The sequence below is a fragment of the Streptomyces sp. CNQ329 genome (assembly GCF_000482585.1).
Map to the genome: position 1 here is coordinate 15619 of NZ_AXVU01000005.1, position 22837 is coordinate 38455.

Annotated in this window: 19 protein-coding genes and 1 pseudogene; 11 read left to right on the forward strand and 9 right to left on the reverse strand. The window is 74.5% G+C overall.

Features of this window, described 5'->3' with window-relative positions; all coding sequences use genetic code 11:
• Positions 1-6: 6 nt before the first annotated feature.
• Complete coding sequence (locus I003_RS0104035) at positions 7-588, reverse strand: M23 family metallopeptidase (protein WP_486584080.1); 582 nt, start codon at positions 586-588, stop codon at positions 7-9.
• Between the two features lie 252 nt (positions 589-840).
• On the opposite strand from I003_RS0104035, the gene I003_RS0104040 reads away from it, so the two are divergent.
• On the forward strand, positions 841-2286 hold the full coding sequence (locus I003_RS0104040) for a lipase maturation factor family protein (protein ID WP_027770329.1): 1446 nt from the start codon (positions 841-843) through the stop codon (positions 2284-2286).
• Here the strand turns inward: I003_RS0104040 and I003_RS0104045 are convergent.
• Positions 2276-3115, reverse strand: coding sequence for an MmyB family transcriptional regulator (locus I003_RS0104045; RefSeq protein WP_027770330.1), 840 nt, complete (start codon positions 3113-3115; stop codon positions 2276-2278). The genes I003_RS0104040 and I003_RS0104045 overlap by 11 nt on opposite strands.
• 171 nt (positions 3116-3286) lie before the next feature.
• Between I003_RS0104045 and I003_RS0104050 the strand changes: the two genes are divergently transcribed.
• From I003_RS0104050 to I003_RS0104065, 4 genes are all read left to right on the forward strand, one after another.
• Positions 3287-4147 (forward strand): NAD-dependent epimerase/dehydratase family protein, encoded by an 861-nt coding sequence (locus I003_RS0104050; RefSeq protein ID WP_027770331.1) that lies wholly within the window; start codon positions 3287-3289, stop codon positions 4145-4147.
• A 275-nt stretch (positions 4148-4422) separates the two neighbouring features.
• Positions 4423-6237, forward strand: coding sequence for a long-chain fatty acid--CoA ligase (locus I003_RS0104055; protein WP_027770332.1), 1815 nt, complete (start codon positions 4423-4425; stop codon positions 6235-6237).
• A 108-nt stretch (positions 6238-6345) separates the two neighbouring features.
• Positions 6346-7173 (forward strand): aldo/keto reductase, encoded by an 828-nt coding sequence (locus I003_RS0104060; protein WP_027770333.1) that lies wholly within the window; start codon positions 6346-6348, stop codon positions 7171-7173.
• Positions 7174-7273: 100 nt separating this feature from the next.
• Complete coding sequence (locus tag I003_RS0104065; protein ID WP_027770334.1) at positions 7274-7999, forward strand: tyrosine-protein phosphatase; 726 nt, start codon at positions 7274-7276, stop codon at positions 7997-7999.
• A gap of 13 nt (positions 8000-8012) precedes the next feature.
• On the opposite strand, the gene I003_RS35910 is transcribed toward I003_RS0104065, so the two are convergent.
• Positions 8013-8180, reverse strand: a complete 168-nt coding sequence (locus I003_RS35910) for a hypothetical protein (protein ID WP_158688936.1) — start codon at positions 8178-8180, stop codon at positions 8013-8015.
• 228 nt (positions 8181-8408) lie between these two features.
• On the opposite strand from I003_RS35910, the pseudogene I003_RS31435 reads away from it, so the two are divergent.
• Positions 8409-9176: pseudogene (locus I003_RS31435) on the forward strand (GH12 family glycosyl hydrolase domain-containing protein); the annotation flags it as partial.
• Positions 9177-9390: 214 nt separating this feature from the next.
• On the opposite strand, the gene I003_RS0104080 reads toward I003_RS31435, so the two are convergent.
• A complete protein-coding gene (locus I003_RS0104080; protein WP_027770335.1) occupies positions 9391-9699 on the reverse strand; it encodes a 4a-hydroxytetrahydrobiopterin dehydratase in 309 nt (102 codons plus the stop codon).
• A 74-nt stretch (positions 9700-9773) separates the two neighbouring features.
• On the opposite strand from I003_RS0104080, the gene I003_RS0104085 reads away from it, so the two are divergent.
• The 3 genes from I003_RS0104085 to I003_RS0104095 all read left to right on the forward strand — a co-directional run bounded on the left by I003_RS0104085 (position 9774) and on the right by I003_RS0104095 (position 15217).
• Positions 9774-10646: a helix-turn-helix transcriptional regulator gene (locus I003_RS0104085; protein ID WP_027770336.1), complete on the forward strand. Its 873-nt coding sequence runs from the start codon at positions 9774-9776 to the stop codon at positions 10644-10646.
• Positions 10647-10795: 149 nt separating this feature from the next.
• Positions 10796-12907: a sulfatase family protein gene (locus tag I003_RS0104090; RefSeq protein ID WP_027770337.1), complete on the forward strand. Its 2112-nt coding sequence runs from the start codon at positions 10796-10798 to the stop codon at positions 12905-12907.
• Between the two features lie 282 nt (positions 12908-13189).
• Positions 13190-15217 (forward strand): sulfatase family protein, encoded by a 2028-nt coding sequence (locus tag I003_RS0104095; RefSeq protein ID WP_027770338.1) that lies wholly within the window; start codon positions 13190-13192, stop codon positions 15215-15217.
• 352 nt (positions 15218-15569) lie between these two features.
• Here the strand turns inward: I003_RS0104095 and I003_RS0104100 are convergent, their stop codons facing one another.
• Positions 15570-15743: a hypothetical protein gene (locus I003_RS0104100; RefSeq protein ID WP_158688937.1), complete on the reverse strand. Its 174-nt coding sequence runs from the start codon at positions 15741-15743 to the stop codon at positions 15570-15572.
• 47 nt (positions 15744-15790) lie between these two features.
• Positions 15791-18274 carry a phage holin family protein gene (locus I003_RS0104105; protein WP_027770340.1) on the reverse strand — a complete coding sequence of 828 codons (2484 nt, stop codon included), beginning with the start codon at positions 18272-18274 and terminating at the stop codon, positions 15791-15793.
• A gap of 148 nt (positions 18275-18422) precedes the next feature.
• On the opposite strand from I003_RS0104105, the gene I003_RS0104110 reads away from it, so the two are divergent.
• The gene (locus I003_RS0104110; RefSeq protein WP_027770341.1) at positions 18423-19205 is read left to right on the forward strand and encodes an MBL fold metallo-hydrolase; all 783 of its coding nucleotides are present in this window, start codon (positions 18423-18425) and stop codon (positions 19203-19205) included.
• A gap of 2 nt (positions 19206-19207) precedes the next feature.
• The gene (locus tag I003_RS0104115; protein WP_037720049.1) at positions 19208-19849 is read left to right on the forward strand and encodes a VTT domain-containing protein; all 642 of its coding nucleotides are present in this window, start codon (positions 19208-19210) and stop codon (positions 19847-19849) included.
• Positions 19850-19899: 50 nt separating this feature from the next.
• Here I003_RS0104115 and I003_RS0104120 read toward each other — a convergent pair whose 3' ends face one another.
• From I003_RS0104120 to I003_RS0104130, 3 genes are all read right to left on the reverse strand, one after another.
• Positions 19900-20931 (reverse strand): MBL fold metallo-hydrolase, encoded by a 1032-nt coding sequence (locus I003_RS0104120; protein WP_027770343.1) that lies wholly within the window; start codon positions 20929-20931, stop codon positions 19900-19902.
• Entirely contained in the window at positions 20928-22247 is a 1320-nt protein-coding gene (locus I003_RS0104125) for an aminotransferase class I/II-fold pyridoxal phosphate-dependent enzyme (RefSeq protein WP_027770344.1), read from the reverse strand. Before I003_RS0104125 ends, I003_RS0104120 begins: the two co-directional genes overlap by 4 nt.
• 206 nt (positions 22248-22453) lie before the next feature.
• The gene (locus tag I003_RS0104130) at positions 22454-22696 is read right to left on the reverse strand and encodes a DUF6158 family protein (protein ID WP_018837095.1); all 243 of its coding nucleotides are present in this window, start codon (positions 22694-22696) and stop codon (positions 22454-22456) included.
• Positions 22697-22837 lie beyond the last annotated feature (141 nt).

Consider the following 22837-nt stretch of genomic DNA (forward strand, 5'->3'; position numbering starts at 1 on the left):
GGCGCGTCAGCAACCGTTCGTGCTCTTCAGCCGCCGGTCGAGGTAGTCGTACCACCGGACGCCCTGGACGACCGAGACGACGACGGAGCCGTTGTGGATCTGCTCGTAGTGCAGGTGGGGGGAGAACTCGTAGATCGCGGACGTGGCGCCGACCTTCCCGATCACCTTGCCCCGCTTCACCTGCGCGCCCACCGCGACGCTGCGCTCCTTCAGATGCGCGTACCGGGTCCGCCATCCGTCGCCGTGTGCGATGACGATGGTGTTGCCGTAGCCGTCGCCGGTGGAGTAGTACGACGCGACGACCGTGCCGCCCGCGCTGGCGAGCACGCGGCGGCCCAGGTCATCGGGGGTGCCCTGGGCGTTGTAGTGGTTCCAGTCGATGGAGTGCGCCGGGCTGTGCCCGCGCCAGTTGTTGCCGCGCCAGACCTGACCGCAGATGAACGGCATCCTGAAGGCGGGCCGGGCCAGCGGTTCCGCCGTCGCGGACGACGTGGCGCCCTGGGGCGCCGCGACGGCGACCGGCGTCGCGACGGCCACGGCGGCGGCCACGCTCACTGCGGCGAACAGTCGGTGGAAACGTCTGCGCATGGTTCTCCCCTTGTCGTTCGGTGACCCGGCGATTGAAGGGGGCGCCGATACAAAGCGGATACACAAGGGCGGGTGGTTCGCGGACACCGCGCCGCCGCGGTCGTGGCGGCGCGGCGGCAGCCGGTCGGCCTATCGGCACCAGGCCGTCCGACGGATGACGGTCCTGCCCGACGCCGGAGGGGCCGCCGCCATGCCCGCTGATCCGGCGCGGCGGGGTGTGGGCGCCGTTGCGGCGGTGGTACGCATGGCCTCGTGGAGTGGTTTTCTTCCGACGGGTACTGGCTGAGCCGGCTGGTCTTCCAGCGCGGGCTGGCCCTGCTGTACGTCGTCGCGTTCGTCGCCGCGGCGCGGCAGTTCCGGCCGCTCATCGGCGAGCACGGCATGCTGCCCGTGCCGCGGTTCACCGCCCGGGTGCCGTTCCGTCGTGCGCCGAGTCTGTTCCAGGTGCGCTACTCGGACCGGCTCTTCGCGGGCATCGCCTGGGGCGGTGCCGTCCTGGGCGCCGCGGTGGCCGGCGGGGCGGCGGACGCGGTGCCGCTGTGGGGGTCGATGCTGCTGTGGGCGGCTCTGTGGGCGCTGTATCTGTCGATCGTCAACGTGGGTCAGACCTGGTACTCGTTCGGCTGGGAGTCCCTGCTGCTGGAGGCCGGATTCCTCGCGGTCTTCCTCGGCAACGACACGGTCGGCCCGCCGGTGCTGATCCTCTTCCTCTTCCGCTGGCTGCTGTTCCGGGTCGAGTTCGGGGCCGGGCTGATCAAGATGCGCGGTGATCGGTGCTGGCGCAATCTGACCTGCCTCTACTACCACCACGAGACCCAGCCGATGCCCGGGCCGCTGAGCTGGTTCTTCCACCACCTGCCCCGGCCCCTGCACCGCGTCGAGGTCGGCGCCAACCACGTCGCCCAACTGGGCCTGCCGGTCCTGCTGTTCACGCCCCAGCCGGTCGCCACCTGGGCCGCCGCCGGCATCGTCGTCACCCAGCTCTGGCTGATCCTCTCCGGCAACTTCGCCTGGCTCAACTGGGTCACCGTCCTCATCGCACTCACGGCGACCGACGGACGGCTCGTCGCCGATCACACCCCGCTGCCCGGGCCGCCCGAGTTCAGCGGCACACCGGTCTGGTTCACCGTCGTCGTCTTCACCGCGACCGCCCTGGTGCTCACGCTGAGCTGGTGGCCCGCCCGCAACCTTCTCTCCCGGCGGCAGCGCATGAACGCCTCGTTCAACTCCCTTCACCTCGTCAACACCTACGGCGCCTTCGGCAGCATCACCCGCGTCCGCTTCGAGATCGTCGTCGAGGGAACGGAAGACGTCCGGCCCACCGACGCGAGCGAGTGGCGGGAGTACGGGTTCAAGGGCAAGCCCGGCGACCCGCGGCGGCTGCCGCGGCAGTTCGCGCCGTACCATCTGCGGCTCGACTGGCTGATGTGGTTCGCCGCGCTCTCCCCCGCGTACGCGGAGCGGTGGTTCGGCGCCTTTCTGTACCGGCTGCTCGACGGGGACCGCGACACGCTCCGGCTGCTGCGCCACAACCCCTTCCCCGGCGACCCGCCCGGCAGCGTGCGCGCCCGGCTCTTCCGGTACGAGTACACCGACTGGGCCGAGCTGCGCCGCAGCCGGGCGTGGTGGCGGCGGGAGTTCGTGCGCGAGTACGCCCCGCCCCTGACCGCCGACGCGTGGGGAAGGGTCAGCCCGTGAGCCGCTGCAGCCCCACCACCCGCAGCAGTTCCAGCCGTTCGTACGACTCGCTGCCCGGCCGCGCCGTGTAGACCACCAGCCGCTGGTCGTGCTCCGGGTTCAGCAGCACCTCGCAGTCCAGCTCCAGCAGCCCGACCACCGGGTGGTCGAACCGCTTGACCTCCCGGCGCCGCACCGCCACGTCGTGCGCCTCCCACAGCGCCGCGAACTCCGCGCTGCGCGCCCGCAGCCTGCGTACCAGCCCGGCGACCCGGGCGTCGTCCGGGCGCCGGGCGAGGGTGGCGCGCAGGTCGGCGACCGTGGCGCGGGCAGCGTTGTCGCGGTCCTCGGCCGGCAGGAACTCGCGGGCGTCCGGCTCGGTGAAGTAGCGCCAGACGAGGTTGCGCCCGTCCCCCCGGCGGGCGGCGGTGTCCCCGCTCAGTGCCCGCGACATGGCGTTCTGCGCCAGCACGTCACCGCGGTCGCTGACGACCTGGGCGGGGGTGTCGGTGAGCCGGTCCAGGATCAGCAGCAGGCCGGGGCGCACGTGCTCGGTGGTGTCCCGGGCGCGGGGCGGCTCCTTGCCCGCGAGGTGGAACAGGTGGTCGCGCTCGTCGTCGCTCAGCCGGAGGCCGCGGGCGACGGCGGCGAGCATCTGCCGCGACGGGCGGGAGCCGCGCGCCTGCTCAAGGCGGGTGTAATGGTCGGTGGACATGCCGGCGAGCTGCGCCACCTCCTCTCGCCGCAGCCCCGGTGTGCGGCGCCTGGGGCCCTGCGGCAGGCCCACGTCCGCGGGGGTGAGGCGGGCGCGGCAACGCCGCAGAAAGTCGGCCAGCTCGGTTCTGTCCACGCCCCCAGCGTGCCTCACCCGCCGGCCCGCAGCCAGGGATAACCGGTCCCCGGATACACCCGTCTCTCCCGCCCGGCGCGGGCCGGCCGCAGGCTGGCGGCGACGAGGGCCCGCACCCGCGGGGACCCCGGCGACGAGGGGCCGCATCCGCGGCCCGGGACCGGAGAGATGATGAGCGTGCTGGTGACGGGAGCAACGGGCAAGGTCGGGCAGCGGTTCGTGCCACGGCTGCTGCAGTGGACGGGCGGCGGCGGGGTGCGGCTGCTGGTGCGCGACGCCGAGCGGGCCGCGCCCTTCGCCAGGCTCGGCGCAGACGTCGTCGTCGGCGACCTGCGCGACCCGGGTGACCGGCGCAAGGCGCTGGCCGGGGCACAGACGGTGGTGCACGTCGCGGCGGCATTCCGCGACGTGCCGGACGAGGAGGCGTACGCGGTCAACCGGGACGCGACGCTGGCGCTGGGCGAGCAGGCCGCGGAGGAGGGCGTGCGGCGCTTCGTCTTCACCAGCACCAACCTCGTCTACGGCGCCGGGCGCGGCCGGCCCGCCGTGGAGGCCGACGAGCCGCGGGCGGACGGCCTGCTGCAGGGCGCGTACCCGCAGGCGAAGACCGAGGCGGAGCGGGGCCTGCTGGCACTGCACCGCGAGCGCGGCATGGACGTGCGCGTCGCGCGGCTGGCGTTCGTCTACGGCGAGGGGGACCCGCACATCGAGGAGGCGCTTGGCTGGACGCTGAGCTTCGCCGCACACCAGCGGCTGCAGATGGTGCACCACGCGGACGTGGCCCAGGCGTTGTGGCGGGTGCTGCGTGCCCCGGGCGCCGACGGGCGGATCTACAACGTCGCGGACGACGCGCCGGTCAGCGCGGTGGAGGTTTTGCAGCTCGTCGGCGCGGAGATCCCGGAGGGCATGGCGGACCGCCCGGTGGCCGATCCGTGGCACGGCGTGGTCTCCACCCGCCGCATCCGCGACGAGCTGGGCTTCCGGCCGCTGTACCCGTCGCTGTGGACCGCCCGGGACGCCGGGGCGCTGTAGGGGAGAGGAACGGCGGGCCCTGTTCGTACGCGAGTGCCGTCCACGGCGTACGGGCCGGGCCCCGCTCTCCCCCGCCCGTACCTCGCACTTTCCCCGACCCCGCCCCGCGCCGCCGGCCGCCGCGCCATGCTGGAAGGGCCGCCCGTTCTTCCGGCGACCGGGACGTGCACCCCTCGCAGAGGTTCCGTGCAGAGGTGATGGAGGACAGCAGATCAGCGAACTCCTCGGGTACGGTCGCCGCGCCGGGCGCCCCACCGTCTGAGGAGAGTAAAGCGTTGCGCGAGTTCACCGTGCCTCCCCTGGCAGACGCACCGAAGTCGGGGGGGCTGGCGGACGCGGTCTTCCAGCGGGCCGCGGAGGATCCGGGGCGGGTCGCCTTCGCCCGCAAGGCCGACGGCCGCTGGCAGGACGTGACGATCGGGACGTTCCGCGACGAGGTGCTCGCCCTCGCCAAGGGTCTGCTGGCCGCGGGGCTGCGGTTCGGCGACCGGGTGGGGATCATGTGCAGGACCCGGTACGAGTGGACCCAACTGGACTTCGCGCTCTGGGCGATCGGCGCCCAGGCCGTGCCCGTCTACCCGACCTCGGCCCCCGACCAGGCGTACTGGATGCTGCACGACGCCGGCGCCGTCGCCTGCGTGGTGGAGCACGCGGACCATGCGATGACCGTCGGCTCCGTCATCGACAAGCTGCCCCGGCTCAGGATGCTCTGGCAGATCGACGAAGGCGCGCTCGACGAGCTGACCGCCGCCGGCGCGCACCTGGACGACGACGTGGTCGAGCGGCACCGCCTCGCCGTCACCCCGGACTCCCCCGCCACCGTGATCTACACCTCCGGCACCACCGGCCGCCCCCGCGGGTGCGAGCTGACGCACGCCAACTTCATGGCGGAGGCCGACAACATCCTGCTGCGCTACGAGGCCCTCTTCCGCCCGCACCAGGGCGAGCCCGCCTCCACCCTGCTCTTCCTCCCCCTCGCGCACGTGTTCGGCAGGATGATCCAGGTCACCGCGGTCCGGGGTGGGGTCAAGCTCGGCCATCAGCCGGACCCGTCCGCGCCGGTGCTGCTCGCGGACCTCAAGGCGTTCCGGCCGAGCCTCATCCTGGCCGTGCCGCACATCTTCGAGAAGATCTACGCCGCCGCCCGCCGTAAGGCCGAGACCGAGGGCCGGCTCGCCGTCTTCGACAAGGCCGCCGACGTCGCCGTCCGGCACGCCCGGGCCCGCGAGGAGTCGGCCTTCGACGCCGGCCGCGGGCCGAGCCCCGCGCTGCGGCTGGAGCACCAGGTGTTCGACAAGCTGGTCTACGCCAAGATGCGCGCGGCGCTCGGCGGCCGGACCCGCTTCGTCTTCTCCGGCGGGTCGGCGATGCAGCGTCGGCTCGGGCTGTTCTTCGCCGGCGCGGGCATCACGGTCATCGAGGGCTACGGCCTGACGGAGACCACCGCCGCGGCGGTCGCCAACCCTCCCGAGCGCCCGCGCTACGGCACCGTCGGCATCCCCATCCCCGGCATCACCGTCTACATCGCCCCCGACGACGAGGTCTGGCTGCACGGCCCGCAGGTCTTCAGCGGCTACGTCGGCGAGGGCGCGGGGGTGCTGCGCGACGGCTGGCTGGCCACCGGCGATCTGGGCAGCCTCGACGAGGACGGCTATCTGACGATCACCGGCAGGAAGAAGGAGCTGCTGGTGACGTCGAACGGCAAGAGCGTCTCGCCGCTGCCGCTGGAGGAGCGGGTGCGGGCCCACCCGCTGGTCTCGCAGTGCCTGGCCGTCGGCAACGACCGGCCCTACGTCGCGGCGCTGGTCACGCTGGACCCGGACGGCGTCGCGCACTGGCAGCTCATGCGGGGCAGGCCGTCGATGACACCCACCGAACTGGTCCGGGACGGGGAGCTGGAGGCCGAGATCCGGCGGGCCGTGGTCGCCGCGAACACCCATGTGTCGCCGCCGGAGTCGATCCGGACGTTCCGGATACTGGCCGTGCAGTTCACCGAGGAGCAAGGGCTGCTGACGCCGTCGCTGAAGCTGAAGCGGAAGGCGATCGAGAAGGCGTACGCGAACGAGGTCGATGCCCTTTACCAGATGTAGGCCCGGTCCGGATGGGCTTCAAGGGAATGCCGCGGCGGGCGATCGCGGTTAGCGTCGGGAGGGCGAACCGCCTGTACGAACTCGTCGACGAAGAGGGACACATCCCACGTGAGCAACGTTCCGACCATCACCCTCAACAACGGCGTCGCGATGCCGCAGCTCGGCTTCGGTGTCTGGCAGGTGCCCGATTCCGAGGCCGAGACCGCCGTGCGCACCGCGCTCGACGCCGGTTACCGGAGCATCGACACGGCCGCCATCTACGGGAACGAGGAGGGCACGGGCAAGGCCCTGGCCGCGTCCGGCGTCCCGCGCGAGGAGCTGTTCGTCACCACCAAGCTGTGGAACTCCGACCACGGCTACGACGCCGCGCTGCGCGCCTTCGACGACTCGCTGCGCCGGCTGGGCCTGGACCACGTCGACCTGTACCTCATCCACTGGCCCGCGCCGGCCAGGGACACGTACCCGGAGACCTGGCGGGCCCTGGAGAAGATCTACGCGGACGGACGCGCCCGGGCCATCGGCGTGTCCAACTTCCACCCCTCCCATCTGCAGCGCGTCCTCGACGAGGGCAACGTCGCGCCCGCGGTGAACCAGGTCGAGCTGCACCCGGACTTCGCCCAGGCCGACGTGCGCGCCTTCCACGCCGCGCACGACATCGCCACCGAGGCGTGGTCACCGCTGGGCCAGGGCAAGGGGCTGCTGGACGAGCCCGTGCTGCGGGAACTGGGCGAGAAGCACGGCCGCAGCCCGGCGCAGATCACGCTGCGCTGGCATCTGCAACTGGGCAACGTGGTCATCCCCAAGTCCGTCACCCCGTCGCGTATCCGGGAGAACATCGACGTCTTCGGCTTCGAGCTGGACGACGCCGACATGGCCGCCGTCGGACGCCTGGACGCGGGCAACCGCATCGGCGACGACCCCGACGACGTGAACTGACCCTCCCCCGCCGGCCGGCCGCCGGTCGCCGCCCTCGGAACCGTTGCACCCGCAACCGCGTCTGAGGGGGCGACCGGAAGTCGATCACCAAGGGGGAGTCATGGCTGCACGGGCCGGACGTGAGCTCGACTGGGACGGCTGCTTCAACGTACGCGACCTCGGCGGGCTGGCCGCGACCGGTGGCCGCCACACCCGGCGCGGTGCCCTGGTGCGCGCCGACAACCTGGACGGGCTGACCGAGGCGGGCTGGGCCGCCGTCGCCGACCACGGCGTACGCACCGTCATCGACCTGCGCAACGGCATCGACCACCGCCCGCGCCTGCCCCGCCCGGAGACGATCGGGCTGGTCCGGGTGCCCGTGGACGAGCTGGCGGGGAACGTGCGCTGGTGGCGGGAGTGGGGTCACCTGGAGGGCACGCCGCTGACCTGGGCCGCCTATCTGGAGTACGTCCCGACGGTGGCGGTGTCCGTCGTGCGCGAGGTCGCGGCGGCGCCGCCCGGCGGCGTCGTGGTGCACTGCACGGCGGGGCGGGACCGTACCGGCTTCGCCTCGTTCGTGCTGCTGGCGCTCGCCGGGGTCTCCGCGGCGGACATCGCCGCCGACTACCTGCTCAGCGGGCCCAACCACCGGCGGGCCGCCGCCGCCCTGGGCCACCCGGACCAGACGCTGGAGATCGCCGGGATCCAGTCCCGCTCGGGCCGCACGGCGACGCAGGTCATCGCCGACACGCACGCGACCCTCGACGCGGCGGCGTACCTCACCGCGGCCGGACTGCCGGAGCCGACCGTCGCGGCGGCCCGGGAGCGGCTGCTCACCGGCCAGTGACACCGCCCGGCGGTCAGCTCGCGCCGTGCGCCGGGGCGACGGCCGCGATCCGGCACGCGAGGTCGACGTCCGGCTCGGTGACCCGGCCGCCCACGCCGGGGGTGCTGACGGCGACATCGAGGGTGATGTGGCCGACCTCCGCGGGCGGTTTCCGGCAGACGGTACCTCGCGGTCCTCGCAACCGTCGATGACGTGACGGCGCGTCGGCGAGCACCGTCTACCCGCGCAGGGCCGGTTGGCGACGGAGGACAGAGCGGTTGCCGTCGTTCAGCCCTGCGTTGCCGGGCGGGGGCCGTATCCCGGTGTCTCCTGACCGCAGGAAGCCCCGCCCCGTCTTGTCAGCCGCTTCGCGACCTTCTATCGTCCGCTGGGAGCGCTCCCATGCCCCCCACCTGAAGGAGCACCGCAGATGACATCACGGAAATCGCGCGTCCACGCCCTCGGCCTCGCGGCCGTCCTCACCCTTGGATCGCTGGTCGCCTCCCTGACGACCGCGGAGGCGTCCCCGGTCGTGCAGGCGGAGATCTGCGAGAAGTACGGAAGCACGACGATCCAGGACAGGTACGTGGTCCAGAACAACGCCTGGGGAACGGACCAGGCCCAGTGCATCACCACCACCGACAGCGGCTTCCACATCACGCGGGCAGACGGCAGCGCGCCCACCAACGGCGCCCCGAAGTCGTACCCGTCGGTCTTCCTCGGCTGCCACTACACCAACTGCTCACCGGGCACCAACCTGCCGCGGCAGATCGGCACGATCTCCAGTGCGCCCAGCTCGATCTCGTACTCCTATGTCGACAACGCCGTCTACAACGCCTCGTTCGACATCTGGCTGGACCCGGAGCCGCAGACGGACGGGGTGAGCCAGACCGAGATCATGATCTGGCTCAACCGCGTCGGGCCGATCCAGCCCATCGGCTCGCAGACCGGCACCGCCCAGGTCGCGGGCCACACCTGGGAGGTATGGAGGGGCAGCAACGGAACGAACGACGTGATCTCCTTCGTCGCCCCGTCCGCGCTGGGCAACCTCAGCTTCGACCTGACGGCCTTCATCGACCAGGCGGTCAACGCGGGGCTCGCCACGGACCAGTGGTACCTCACCAGCGTCCAGGCGGGCTTCGAGCCCTGGGAAGGCGGCACGGGCCTCGGCGTGAACTCCTTCTCGGCGTCGGTGAACTGACCGTTCCAAGGCCGGGGCCGGCTACCCCGCCGCCCCTTGCGGTGTGTCACGACCCGTGTCGTGACACACCGCAAGAAGGCCGACGGGGATGCGGCTCGGCTCAGAAGAGATGCCCACCCGCGTACAGCCCGCGTGGTCCCCACACGGCCCCCAGGAATGCTGAGGGCTCCGGCACCCTCCTTGTCCGGAGACGGCGGCGCCGCCCGGGCGGTCAGCTCGCGCCGTGCTCCGGGGCGACGGCCTCGATCCGGCGCGCGAGGTCGACGTCCAGCTCGGTGACCCGGCCGCCCACGCTGTGGGTGTTGACGGCGACATCGAGGGTGTTGTAGCCGAGCGTGAGCATCGCGTGGTGCCCCAGCTCCTCCTGGATCCGGGAAACGTCCGCGACCATCGCCGCGGCGGCCGGGTGCGAGCCGAAGCGGTAGGTGCGCGACAGCAGCTCTCCCTCGGCCACCGACCAGCCGGGCAGCCCGGCGAGCCGGTCCTCGGTCTCCTCGGGGGAAAGCGGTTCGACGGCCATGGGAAGGGCTCCCTTCGCGGCTGGGCGGTTCCCGGCCGACAGTACCCCCGCGGCGCTCGGTTACCGTCGATGACATGACGACCTCCGGCCTCCCCGTCACCCCCGGTACCCCTCCCGGCGGTGACCTGCCCCGCGGCGGCGGCGCCGACGACGGCGCCGGCACCGCCGGTGCCCTGCTGCGCGGCTGGCGGGAGCGGCGCGGGCTGAGCCAACTGGAGCTGGCGCTGCGCGCGGACTCCTCGGCCCGCCACATCAGCTTCGTCGAGACCGGCCGGTCACGGCCGAGCCGGGCGATGGTGCTCAAGCTCGCCGAGCACCTGGACATGCCCGTACGCGAATGCAACGCGCTGCTGCTCGCCGCCGGCTACGCGCCCCACTACCCCGAGACGCCGCTCGACGACCCCGCGATGGCCGAGCTGCGCCACGGCGTCGAGCAGCTCGTCACCGCCCACGAGCCGTTCCCGGCGATCGTCGTCGACGGGGCGTACAACGTGGTGGCCGCCAACCGCGGCATCCTGCTCGTCCTCGACGGGGTGCCGGAGGACCTGCTGCGCCCGCCGCTGAACGCGATGCGGCTGACGCTGCACCCCGACGGGCTGGCGAAGAAGATCCGCAACCTGCCGCAGTGGCGCGCCCATCTGCTGCACCAGATGGACCGTCAGCTCTCACTGGTGCGCTCGCCCGCGCTGAGGGAGCTGTACGACGAGGTGGCGGCCTATCCGCTCGCTCCGGAAGCGGGGGACGAGGAGGTCGCGGAGGTCGGCGGGCGGGCCCCGTTCGCGCTGCCGCTGCGGGTCGCGCACGACGGACACCTGCTGTCGTTCGTCTCCACCATCTCCACCTTCAACACGCCCATGGACGTGACGGTCTCGGAGCTGGCCCTGGAGACGCTGCTGCCCGCGGACGCGGAGACGACGACGTACCTGCGCCGGCAGCTCGGCTCCTGACGTACCCGCAGGGCGCACCGCACTTCCCACCAACAAGCTTTCATAAACCTTTAGCAGGTCTTTATTTGACGGAGGGTCTGTCGTCACGCAAGATCGGCGGCAACGACTGCCGGTCCCTTCCAGCGCGCCGGCGCCTGAAGGGAGCCGTCATGGCCAGCCGTCGCGAAGTCCTCGCCACCTCCGCGGTCGCGGTCGGTGCGACCGCCTTACCGTTCCCCTCCGGCTCGCCCGACGTCCGGGCCGCGGTCACCGGTCCCGACCCGACCCGGCCGCCGGGCCGCGGCCCCAACGTCGTCCTGATCGTCCTGGACGACCTGGGCTACGGCGATCTCGGCTGCTACGGCTCGTCGCTGATCGACACCCCGCATCTGGACCGGCTCGCCCGCCAGGGCACGCGCTTCACCCAGGGCTACTCCGGCGCGCCCGTGTGCAGCCCGTCGCGCGCCGCGCTGCTCACCGGCCGCGTACCGCCGCGCACCGGCGTGCGCAAGGTGCTCAGCCGGGACGACTCGCAAGGGCTGCGGGCCGCGGAGAGGACACTCCCCGGCTATCTGCGGGAAGCCGGATACCACACGGCCGCCATCGGCAAATGGCACCTCGGCCGGCTCGACGAGAACCATCCGTCGCGGCACGGCTTCGACTCGTACTTCGGCGTCGACGCGATGTTCTCCGAACACTCGTACCCCACCGAGATCTGGCGCGACGGCGCCCCCGTGGGGACGCTGCGCGACGACGCCGACCTGGCGACGATGACGCGCCGCTTCACCGACGAGGCGATCGACGTGATCGACCGCGCCGGGAACCGGCCCTTCTTCCTCTACCTCGCCGAGACCATGCCCCACCTCCCCCTCGCCGTCGAGCCCGAGTTCGAGGGCCGCTCCCGCGGCGGCCTCTACGGCGACGCCGTCGAATCCGTCGACCACCACCTCGGCCGCCTCTTCGACGCGATAGCCGACCGCGGCCTCGAACGGGACACCCTGATCATCGTCGCCAGCGACAACGGCCCCTGGTTCGAGGGCTCCACCGGTGGGCTGCGCGGCCGGAAGTCCGGCTTCTACGAGGGCGGGGTACGGGTGCCGTTCCTCATGCGCTGGACGGGCACGGTTCCGCGCGGCCGGGAGTCGCACCAGGTGGTGTCGTTCCTCGACATCCTGCCGACGCTCTGCGGCCTCGCCGGCGTGACACCCGAACCCGGGGTGAAGCTCGACGGCACCGACCTCCGCGCGGTGCTGCGCGGTGAGCGGCTGCACGAGCGCCCGCCGGTGCCGTTCTTCCTCGGCCGGCACGCGGCGGCGGTACGGGACGGCCGGTGGAAGCTGCACGTACGGCGGGCCGGCCGGAACCAGCGCTACCTGCCCGAACTGTTCGACCTGGAGGCCGACCCGCGCGAGGTGGCGAACGTGGCCGCGCGGCGGCCGGAGGTCACCGAACGGCTGCAGACGTTCCTGGCCGGGCTGGAGGAGGACGTCGCCGCGGAACGGCGCCCGCCCGTGGCCCTCACCGCGAAACCCCCGCTGTTCGCCGGCCGCGCCAACACCGTGCGGGTCCGGCTGTCGCGGGCGCTGCGGCCGGACGGCGGCTCCCGGACGAGGGTCACGGTGACGGTCGCGGTGCCGGAGGGCTGGTCGGCGACGACCGTGCGGAAGACGGTCGACCTCGCCGCCGCCCCGGTGCTGGAGGTCGACGTCACCCCGCCGCCCGCGGCCGGGGCCCCCGCGGGGCGGCTGCGCGGCCACCGGCTCACCCCCCGGGTCGTCGTCGACGGGCGGACGGTGACGGGCGCCGACGTGCAGGTGCACGCCGTACCGCACGGCCGCGACGCGGCCCTCGCGCTGGACGCCGGACCCGACGGCCGCCCGGCGCTGGCCTCGTACCGCCCTCTGACACCGGCCACCGCCTGGGACCGGGCCGCCGGCTTCGGCTGGGTCTCCGCCCCGCCGCAGTCCCGCGCCCACGACGGCCCCGATCCGCTGCGGCGCGGCATGGTCCGCGACCGGTCGGCGGGTGTGCTGCGGCTCCGGCTGCCCGCGGGGCCGCGCCGGATCTCCCTGCTGCGCGGCGACGACAAGCGGCCCACGCAGGGATTCGCGGTGGCGGCGGACGGCGAGAAGGTGATCGAGCCGGGCCCGCGGCTGCCCGCGGGGGCGTACCGGTGGGAGGAGTTCCTCAGCGACGGCGGGCCCGGGGGCCGGACGGTCGAGCTGGAGCTGAGCGGCACCGGGGGCAACAGGTGGACGCTCGTGGCGCTGGTGGTGCACTGACGCGGCCAGAGGCCGGGCGCCCCGGGCGACCAACGCGGCACTCGTGCCCTCTTCTTACCCGCATGGCGGGAAAAAGTCCCCACCGCACGTCTTCACAAACCTGCAATACGCTCTTATTTGACGCAGAGGCCGCCGAAGTCCGAGGATCGGCGGCACCTGCCGGTCTCCCGACGTGCCGGCGTCCGAAGGGAGCCCGTCTTGGTCAGCCGCCGCGATGTCCTCGCAGGATCGGCGCTCACGCTCGGTGCGACCGGGTTATCCGTCCCGGTCGGCGGACCCCATGTGCACCAGGCGAGCGCCGAGCCCGCGCGGCCCCCGGGCGGCGGCCCGAACGTCATCGTGATCCTCCTGGACGACCTGGGCTACGGTGACCTCGGCTGCTACGGCCATCCGCTGATCCGCACCCCGCGGCTGGACCGGCTCGCCCGCCAGGGCACCCGCTTCACCCAGGGCTACTGCGGCGCACCCGTGTGCAGCCCGTCCCGCGCCGCGCTGCTCACCGGCCGGGTGCCGCCGCGCACCGGCATCCCTGACGTGCTGAGCCGGGACGACCCGCACGGGCTGGGCACGGCGGAGCGCACCCTCCCCGAGTACCTGCGCACGGCGGGCTATGTCACGGCGGCGATCGGCAAATGGCACCTCGGCCGGCTCGACGCCCACCACCCGGCTCGGCACGGCTTCGACTCCTTCTTCGGCGTCGACGCGATGTACACGGCGGACACGTACCCCACCGAGGTCTGGCGCGACGAGGAACCGGTGGAGGTCCTGAACAGCGACGCCGACCTGGCGACGATGACGCGCCGCTTCACCGACGAGGCGATCGACGTGATCGACCGCGCCGGGAACCGGCCCTTCTTCCTCTACCTCGCCGAGACCATGCCCCACCTTCCCCTCGCCGTCGAGCCCGAGTTCGAGGGCCGCTCCCGCGGCGGCCTCTACGGCGACGCCGTCGAATCCGTCGACCACCACCTCGGCCGCCTCTTCGACGCGATAGCCGACCGCGGCCTCGAACGCGAGACCCTGATCATCGTCGCCGGGGACAACGGCCCCTGGTTCGAGGGCTCGTCGGGCGGGCTGCGGTCCCGGAAGTTCGAGGTCTTCGAAGGCGGGGTGCGGGTGCCGTTCCTCGTCCGCTGGACGGGAACCGTGCCCGGCGGCCGGGAGTCGGACGACGTGGTCTCCTTCCTCGACCTGCTGCCCACGGTGTGCTCCCTCGCCGGCGTCGCACCGGAGCCGCGAGTCGCGCTGGACGGCACCGACCTCACCGCGACGCTCCGCGGGGCCCGGCTGCACGAGCGCGCGCCGGTGCCGTTCTTCCTCAGCTCGCGGGCCGCGGCCGTACGCGACGGCCGCTGGAAGCTGCACGTCCGGCGGCGCGGCTCGGACCAGCGCTACCTGCCGGAGCTGTACGACCTCCACGCGGACCCGCGGGAGTCGGTGAACCTCGCCGCGCGCCGGCCGGAAGTGACCGCGCGGCTGGCTGAGTTCCTGACCGCGCTGGAGGAGGACATCGCGCGCGAGCAACGCCCGGCCGTGGAACTCACCGCCGGCCTGCCGCTGTTCGCGGACCGCCGCAACGTGGTGCGGGTACGGCTGACCCGCGCACTGCGCCCCGACGGCGACCCCGTCGCGGAGGTCACGGTGTCGCCGACGGCTCCCGACGGCTGGGCCACGACGACGGTGCGGCAGGTGGTGGACCTCGACACCGACCCCGTGATCGACGTCGAGGTCACCCCGCCCGTCGCGGTCGCGGCGCCTGCGGGCCGGCTGGGCACGTACGAACTGGCGCCCCGCGTCGAGGTCGACGGGCGGACCGTGACGGGCGAGCCGGTGCGCGTGTACGCGGTGCCGCACGGCGAGGACGTCGCCCTCGCCCTGGACGCCGGCCCGGTCGGCTCCCCGGTCACCCCCTCCTACCGCGCCCTGACCCCGGACTCCTCCTGGTCTCAGTCGGCCGGCTACGGCTGGACGGGCGGGGCACCGGCACCCATGTCCCGCGACCGCGGCGCCCCGGACGTCCTGCGCCGCGACATGGTCAACAACCAGCCGGCGGCGCTGCTGCGGCTGCATCTGCCCGCCGGCCGGCGCACGGTCTCCGTGCTGCGCGGCGACGACGGATACGCCACGCCCGGGATCGTCGTCGAAGCGGACGGTACCGAGGTGATCGCCCCGGGGCCGCAGGTACCGGCGGGCGCGTACCAGTGGGAGGAGTTCGTCCTCGACGGCGGGGCTGCGGGCCGGGTGACCGAGCTGCGCGTCGGCGCCCCGGCCACCGCGAACTGGAAGATCGTCGCGCTGCTGGTGCGCTGACCGGCCCCGGCGGGCCCGCGGGCCGCCGTCCCGGCCGGCACCGGGGCGGTGGCCCGTATGTCCCGGCCGGTCAGCGCGAGGCGGTGGCCCGGACACCGCGCGGCGGCCCGTACCGCACGACGGCGGGCCGCACCCGTACCCGGCAGCCGGAACCCGGGCCGGAGTGCGCCGGTCCGGGCTCCGCTGTTCCCACGGTGCCCGCCCCCGCCCGGCACGTCGATTACCCCCGGGGTAAGGCCGCCCGCCCACGGGTCCCCTCCGTACCGGAGGAGACCCCGAGCTGGTCGGCGCAGTGCCGTCACCCCGCAGGGGCCGACTGCGGCGCGCCGGGGGAGGCGGCGGCACCGGGCTATCACAGGAGGTGCAGTCCGGCACCGGTGTCCGACGAGATGTGGCGTGGAGGATCAGCCGGGGGCAGTTCCGTTCTCTCCTCCGTCGAGGCGGTCACCTCGTCGGGGAAGGCCGTCATCTCGGCCGACGACAGCACTGTGGTGAGTCTGATCCAGCAGATGATCAGGGAGGGCAAGTCGGCCTCCCTCTCCCGCCGGCTGACGGGCGGCCCGGCCGCCGGGTTCACCCCGCCCGCCGGTCCTCCACCACCTGCTCGCCGGGCGCCCCGGCCGCCGCCCGGCGCACGACCGGTCCGCCGCACTCGTTGATCCACCGGCGCAGCACATGGTGCACCGACTCCGCCCCCGCCAGCGTCTCTCCCGCCGGCACCGGCGGCGTCAGCCCTTCGGGCCAGAACAGAAACGCCCGGCTCTGCTCCCCGCCGAGGCCGCCGTGCGAGCCGATCTGGTCCTCGAAGGCGTGCACCGTGCCGCTCTGCGGGTCGTACGAGGAGTTGACCATGATGTCCGCGGCGTGCGGGAAGCGCGCGGTGCGCAGCACCGTCTCGGCGGCGCCGGGCCCGAAGGGCAGCAGCGGGTCGATGCCGACGACCTTGCCGGTCTCCAGGTGGTGCTCCGCGCCGCCGGCGCCGAGGACCACCGGCCCGTGCTCTTCGGAGCGCACCAGCACGAAGCCGATCCCGGGGTGTTCGGTCAGCGCCGGCAGCAGCGCGGGGTGGCGGCGCTCGATCGTCTCCCGGCTCGCCACGCCGGGCAGCTCGGGGAAGGACACCAGGCCCAGATTCCCGGAGCCGAGCACCACGGGCTCCTGGCCGCGCCGCCCTTCGCCGCCGTACACGTCCTCCGGGCGCTCGGGCCGGCGCAGCGCGGCACGGGCGGCGGTGCGCGCCTCGGCGCCGCTCCTGGTCCCGCCGACCCGCCGCGAGACGGGCAGCCCGCAGCCGGCGCGTACCAGGTCCTGCAGCGTGAGGCCGTAGGCGGCGGCGAACGTGGGGCCGTGGCTTTGGCCGTGGTCCGACAGCAGCACGATGCGGTAGGGGCGCGGGGCGTGCTCGGCGGCCTTGGCGACGAGCGCGATCGAGCGGTCGATCCGGCGCAGCACCTGCTGGCTGTCGCGGTGATGCGGCCCCGCATAGTGGGCCACTTCGTCGTACCCGACGAGATCGGCGTAGACCGCCGTGCGCCCGGCGAGCATGTCCCCTATGACGGCGGCCACGACGACGTCGCGGGAGACGACGGTGGCGAAGGCGCGGACGAACGGGTACAGCCCGCCGCGGCCGACGCGCGGCGTCTCCCGGCGCAGCCGGGAGCGCAGCGACTGGAACACCTCGCGGCCGGCCTCGGCGAAGAAGGAGGCGAAGGTGCGGGAGGCGTTGGCGGGGTCGGAGAAGTAGGCGAAGTATCCGGCGCGGGAGCGGGTCTTCTTCTTTCGCCGGACCGCCACCGAGAGCACCAGGGCGAGCTGGGTGGCACCGCCGGTGAACAGGTTGCCGCGACTGGCGGTGTCGCCGGGCGCCCCGGTGGCCAGCAGCCCGGCGGGCGCGGCTGCCTGCTCACCGGCGGTGCCGGCGGTGCGGGCGGCGGCCCGGCGCTCCAGCTCCAGTGCGGTGGAGGGGTGGCTGCAGACCATCACCTCGCCCGTTTCCTTCTCGTACCAGCGGAAGGCCGGTACGTCGTCGTTGGTGCCGTGCAGGATGCCGAGCTGGCTGGCGCCGGTCTGGCTGGACCAGTCGGTGCGCCAGGAGATGAGCCGGTGGCTGGTGCCGTGCCAGGAGGCGACGGTCTCCATCACCGGCGGCAGCCGGTGCGCGAGCAGCCGCTGCCCGCCGATGCTGCGCCCGCCCGCGCGCTCGCGCTCCTGCAGCGCGGCGTGCAGCACATCGTGGCCGACGCCGTCGAGCTGGAGGAAGACGATGCCGGGGGCGGCGTCCGGGGATACGCGCGGACCACCCCGGCGGTACGCGAGCCGGGCGAGCCGGCGGCGGTAGGCGCCGTCGTCGCGGACGGTGAGCGCCGTGCTGGTGGCGGAGGACGCGGCGGACATCACCGCGGCGACGACGACGGCGGTCTCCGGGTTGGCCTCGCCGCGGCCGGTGGGGTTGAGGCTGAGCGCGATCAGCAGCAGGGAGCCGTTGAGGAAGAAGACGAGCAGGCCGAGCACGAAGGCGGGCACCAGCAGCAGGGCCCGTACGAGCACGGGCCACACCAAGGCGGAGAGTACGCCGAAGACGCCGGCGCCGACGGCGGCGGTGACGGCGATGTGGGTGGCGCTGTCGCCGTCGGGCGACTGGAGCCGGAAGTCGGGCAGGGCACCGGCGAGTATGAGCATCGTCACCGTGCCGACGGCCCACACCACGACGATCCGGCCGAGGCCGCGGGCGGCGGCACGCCTGCCCCGGCGCGTGGTGGCCGCCCGCAGGGCGGTCAGGCCGGCGCGGGTACCGGGGGCGGGGTCCGCGGGGGACCCGGGGCGGGGCTCGGTGGGGGATGAGGGGTCGGTGTCCGTGCGGGACGGGGGTTCCGCACCCGTACGGGGCCGGGAGTCCGGGTCCGTACGGGGCCGCGGCGGGCGGTCCGTACGGGACCCGGGCGGCGGCCCGGACCGGCCGTCAGGGCAGGGCCTCGTGCCCTCCCCCGCGCCCTCCCCGGACCAGGGGCCCTCCCCCGGCCCGGTGTCCTCGCCCGGCGCCTTCCGCGGCTCTGCCATGCGCTGTCTCACCTCCGCTCCTGTCGTACCAGCCTTCCACAGCCGGGCGACAAGCGATTTCGCCCGGCCCCGCGCGGCCTCACGGGGCGCCCCGGGACGCCGTACCCTCGGGTGGAGCCGGGACAGGTGGTGGCGGAGGGAGCGGGCGTTGCCGGTGGAGATCACGTGGTGGGGACATGCCACCGCGACCGTGCGGGACTCCGGGGTGCGGGTGCTGACCGACCCGCTGTTCGTGCCGCGGCTGATGCATCTGCGGCGGCGCCGCGGCGCGCTGCCGCCGCCGTCGGCCGCGATCGCCGATGTCGTGGTCGTCTCCCACCTGCACTCTGACCACCTCCACCTGCCGTCCCTTTCCCGGCTCGCCCCCGGCACCCGGCTCGTGGTGCCGTCCGGCGCACGCGCCGCCGTGCCCGGCCTCGGGCGGCTCGCCGCCTCGCGGGGGCTGCCCGTGACCGAGGTGCGCCCGGGGGACGAGGTCGCCGCCGGCCCGCTGACGATTCGCGCCGTGCCCGCGGCGCACGACGGTCGCCGCTGGCCGTACGGGACGCGCACAGCACCCGCCCTCGGCTACGTGTTCGCGGGCGAGGCGCGCACCTACTTCGCCGGCGACACCGGTCTCTTCGACGGCATGGCCCGCGCCGTGGGCGCGTGCGACGTGGCGATGCTGCCCGTCGGCGGCTGGGGACCGTTCCTCGGCCACGGGCACCTCGACCCCGGCCGCGCCGCCGAGGCGCTGGCGGAGCTGGCGCCGCGCGCGGCGGTGCCGGTGCACTACGGCACGTACTGGCCGATCGGCATGGACGCCGTCCGCCCGCACGAGTTCCACGCCCCCGGCCACGACTTCGTGCGCCGGGCCGCCGCGCTGGCGCCCGAGGTGTCGGTGCACCGGCTGGGACACGGCGAGGGCATGCGGCTGGAGGCGGCTCGTTGAGGGTGCCGAACGCGCCGCCCGCACTGCTCGCCGCCGCTGGGGACGTCGCCCCCGCGCAGCAGGCCGTGGGCTACCCGTCGCTCTTCCTCCTCGTGCTCGTGGGGGCGATGGTGCCCGTGGTGCCGACGGGCGCCGTGGTCAGCTCCGCCGCGGTCGTCGCCTTCCACCACGAGGCGGCGTACGCGCTGCTGCTCGTCTTCGCCACCGCCTCGATCGCCGCCTTCCTCGGGGACGTCGCCCTGTACTGGCTGGGCAGCCGCGGCGTGCGCTCGCGGGGCGGCTCCCGCTGGCTGGACCGGCTGCGCGACCGGGTCGCGCCCGGGCAACTGGCCGGAGCGCAGCGGAAGCTGGAGCGGCACCGGATCTCCGTGCTGGTGCTGTCGCGGCTGATGCCCGCCGGGCGGATACCGGTGATGCTCGCGTGCCTGCTGGCGCGGATGCCGCTGCGCACGTTCGTCCGCGGCAACTTCCCCGCCTGTCTGGCGTGGGCCGCCACGTATCAGTTGATCGGCATCCTCGGCGGATCGCTCTTCCCCGAGCCGTGGCAGGGGGTGGCGGCGGCGGTGCTGCTGACGGTGCTGATCAGCGTGGCACCGCCGGCGTGGCGCCGGCTGCGCGGCCCCGGCCCGGGGCACGCGGCATAACCGTACGCGGCCACGCGCCCCGCGTACACGCCGTACGCCCCCTCCCGCTCTCACAGCACCCGCGACGCCCCCACCGGCAGGTCCCACAGCTCCGCCCGCGGCCGGCCGGTACGCTCCCACGCCGCCCGCACCCGCCGCAGCGGCTCCAGCGGCGGCTCCGCCGACAGCAGGAACGTGCCGAAGTGCATCGGCGCCATGCGCCGCGCGCCGACCTCGGCGCAGGCGCGCACGGCCTGCTCGGGGTCCATGTGCACCGGGCCCAGCATCCAGCGGGGCGCGTACGCACCGATGGGCATCAGGGCGAGGGCGATGCCGGGCAGGCGGCGGCCGATCTCCTCGAAGAAGTGGCCGTAGCCGGTGTCACCGGCGAAGTAGACCCGCCGGCCGGCGCCGTCGGTGAGCACCCAGCCGCCCCACAGTGAGCGGCAGGTGTCGGTGAGCGTGCGCTTGCTCCAGTGGTGCGCGGGTACGAAGTCGAAGCGCACGGGACCGCCGGGCGCGGGCAGCACGGCCGCCTCCCACCAGTCCAGCTCGGTGACCCGGGTGAAGCCGCGGCGGCGGCACCAGCGGCCGAGCCCGGCGGGCACGAAGAGCGGTGTGGTGCGCGGCAGCCGCTTCAGGGTGGGGCGGTCGAGGTGGTCGTAGTGGTTGTGGGAGAGGACGACGGCGTCGACGGGCGGCAGGTCCTCCCAGCGCACGCCGACGGGGGTGACGCGGGCGGGGGTGCCGAGGATCCGCCGGGACCACAGCGGGTCGGTGAGCACGGTCAGGCCGCCGATGCGCAGCACCCAGCTGGCGTGCCCGGCCCAGGTGACGGCGACGGTGCGGGGGCCCGCGGAGGGCAGCGGGCCGGGCTCGTAGGGGAGGTCGGGGATCTCTTCGAGGGCCCGGGGAGCGGGGCGGAACTGGCGGGTGCGGGCCAGCCGGGTGAGCATGGCGATGCCGGGGAGCGGAGCGTTGAGGCGGTCGGTGAAGGACCGCGGCCAGCGGCGGATCTCGCCGAGCGGACGCGGTGTTGCGGCGGAGCGCCCGGTCGGCGTGGCGGGCCCGGTGGCTCCCGTCCGCTGGGACTGGCTGGTCAACGGCGGCCTCCTGTCAGCTCGTCGAGGGCCGACCCGAGGGATCTCAGCGCCTCGGCCACCTGCGGCCACTCCGCGGGATCCGGTGGCTCCGCTCCCGGGATCCGCAGGACATCCGGGGCTTCGGGGCCGGGCGCGGCTTCGGAGGCGGGCGCGGCGGCCGGGACCAGGGTGCTCGCGGCGGCGGGCGGCCGGTCGTGGGCCGAGGCGAGAGCCGCGGCGTGCGCCCCGCCGCCCTCGCCGAGCAGCGGCGCCGTCGCCACCCGCAGCCGCAGCGCGGCCAGGTCGTCGCCGAAGCGCTGCGCGCCGGCGACCGCGCGGGCGCGGACCCCGTAGCCCAGGGCGCGCACGACGGCGGACTCCAGGTCCACGGCGTCCATGACGCCGCGCCGGGCCAGGTCCGGCCGCACGGCTTCGAGGTCCGCGTACACGTGGTACCCGGCCTGGGGCGGGCGGACCAGCGCGCCCGCGGCGGTCAGCACGTCCCGTACGGCCGCGGTGAGCGCCGCGTGCCGCCGGACGCCCGCGGCCAGCCGGCCGGTGACGGCGGGCGGCTCGGCGAGCGCCGCCGCGGCGGCGGCCCCCACGGGCGGCGGCAGCGGCGGGACGGCGGTGCCGAGCACGGCCAGCGCGGCGGCGTGGAGCGCGGCCCCCGCGCGGGTGGCGGGGAAGCGGGCGACGGCCGCGGGCCAGCCGGGCGGGGTGAGCGTGCCGCCGAGGTCGGCGAGGACGACGACGTCGTCGGGGAGCATCTCGGCGGGGCTGACGAGCACGGTGGCGTGCGGGTCGTGCAGGGTGTCGCGGTAGGTCTCGTCGCTGACGACGAGAAGCCCCTCCCCCGCCGCCGCCTCGCAGACCTCGTGGACCAGCTCCGGCGGCGGCACGGTGCCGGTGGGGTCGTCGGCGACGGAGAGGACCAGCAGCCGCGGGTCGCCGCCCTCGGCCCGTACCCGGCGCACGGTCTCCAGCAGCGCGACCGGATCGGGGGCGCCGCCGGACTCGGCGGTGGTGGGCACGCGGTGCGCGGGGCGGCCGAGGATCCCCGGCTGCGCCGCGTACCAGGACGCCGAGGGGCGGGGCAGCAGCACCTCGCCGCCGGCGGCGGCGACCAGGGCCAGAAGCAGCGCGGGGCCGCCTGGTGCGGCGGCGGTCTGGCCGGAGTCGGTGGCCAGGCCGCGGCGGCCCCAGTATCCCGCGGCGGCGGTGCGCAGCTCCGGCCCGCCGCCGGGCGGCCCGGGGGCGGAGGTCGCCGCCTGGGTGAAGGCGTCGACGATCTCCGCGGGGGGTGGCAGACCGGCGTCGGGGACGGCCTGCTGCATGCGCCACCTCCCGCCGTCACGCGCCCGTCGGGCGCTCACAAGGTGCGGATCCCTCTCACTGTCCCAGATCGGACGCCCGCCGGGGTGGTGCGCTGCGCGCCTGCTCAGGTGAGGTGTCGTCCGCGCGCGTCCGGTCGGGACGCGCGGCGCGCGCACGCCGGCGCCCGGTAAGTCCCTTCCGGCCCGCGGTTCGTCCGTACGGTCTCTCAGCCGCGCTCGCGCGCGCCCTCACGGGTGCGGCCGAGCGCGACGGAGCGCTCGGGGTGCCGGCTCAGGTACTCGCCTTCGAGCTGCGCCATGCGGGTGTTGTGCATCGCGAGCGCCGCCGCCGACCCGTGCAGCAGCGTGTCGTGGCGGGTGCGGTGGATGGTCTCCAGCTCCTTGATCAGTTGCTGGTCGGTCAGCCGCGCGGGGGCGATGCCGCCCCGGCGCCGGTCGCTCTCGCCCATCTGCGGCTCTCCTTCGCGCCGGCTGTCTGCGTCTCCCAGGATCGGGCAATCCCGGGCCCGCTGCTACCCGGGCGGCACGCACTCATGCGTCGGAAACCCGCCGGTTGACCGCATGGCAAGACAAGGCTTCTCGTCATACGA

Bases quoted from the DNA above. Each gene is read 5' to 3' on its own strand.
- I003_RS0104035 (WP_486584080.1), bottom strand. From the start codon at position 588: ATGCGCAGACGTTTCCACCGACTGTTCGCCGCAGTGAGCGTGGCCGCC.
- I003_RS0104050 (WP_027770331.1), top strand. From the start codon at position 3,287: ATGAGCGTGCTGGTGACGGGAGCAACGGGCAAGGTCGGGCAGCGGTTC.
- I003_RS0104065 (WP_027770334.1), top strand. From the start codon at position 7,274: ATGGCTGCACGGGCCGGACGTGAGCTCGACTGGGACGGCTGCTTCAAC.
- I003_RS0104080 (WP_027770335.1), bottom strand. From the start codon at position 9,699: ATGGCCGTCGAACCGCTTTCCCCCGAGGAGACCGAGGACCGGCTCGCC.
- I003_RS0104085 (WP_027770336.1), top strand. From the start codon at position 9,774: ATGACGACCTCCGGCCTCCCCGTCACCCCCGGTACCCCTCCCGGCGGT.
- I003_RS0104090 (WP_027770337.1), top strand. From the start codon at position 10,796: ATGGCCAGCCGTCGCGAAGTCCTCGCCACCTCCGCGGTCGCGGTCGGT.
- I003_RS0104105 (WP_027770340.1), bottom strand. From the start codon at position 18,274: ATGGCAGAGCCGCGGAAGGCGCCGGGCGAGGACACCGGGCCGGGGGAG.
- I003_RS0104125 (WP_027770344.1), bottom strand. From the start codon at position 22,247: ATGCAGCAGGCCGTCCCCGACGCCGGTCTGCCACCCCCCGCGGAGATC.
- I003_RS0104130 (WP_018837095.1), bottom strand. From the start codon at position 22,696: ATGGGCGAGAGCGACCGGCGCCGGGGCGGCATCGCCCCCGCGCGGCTG.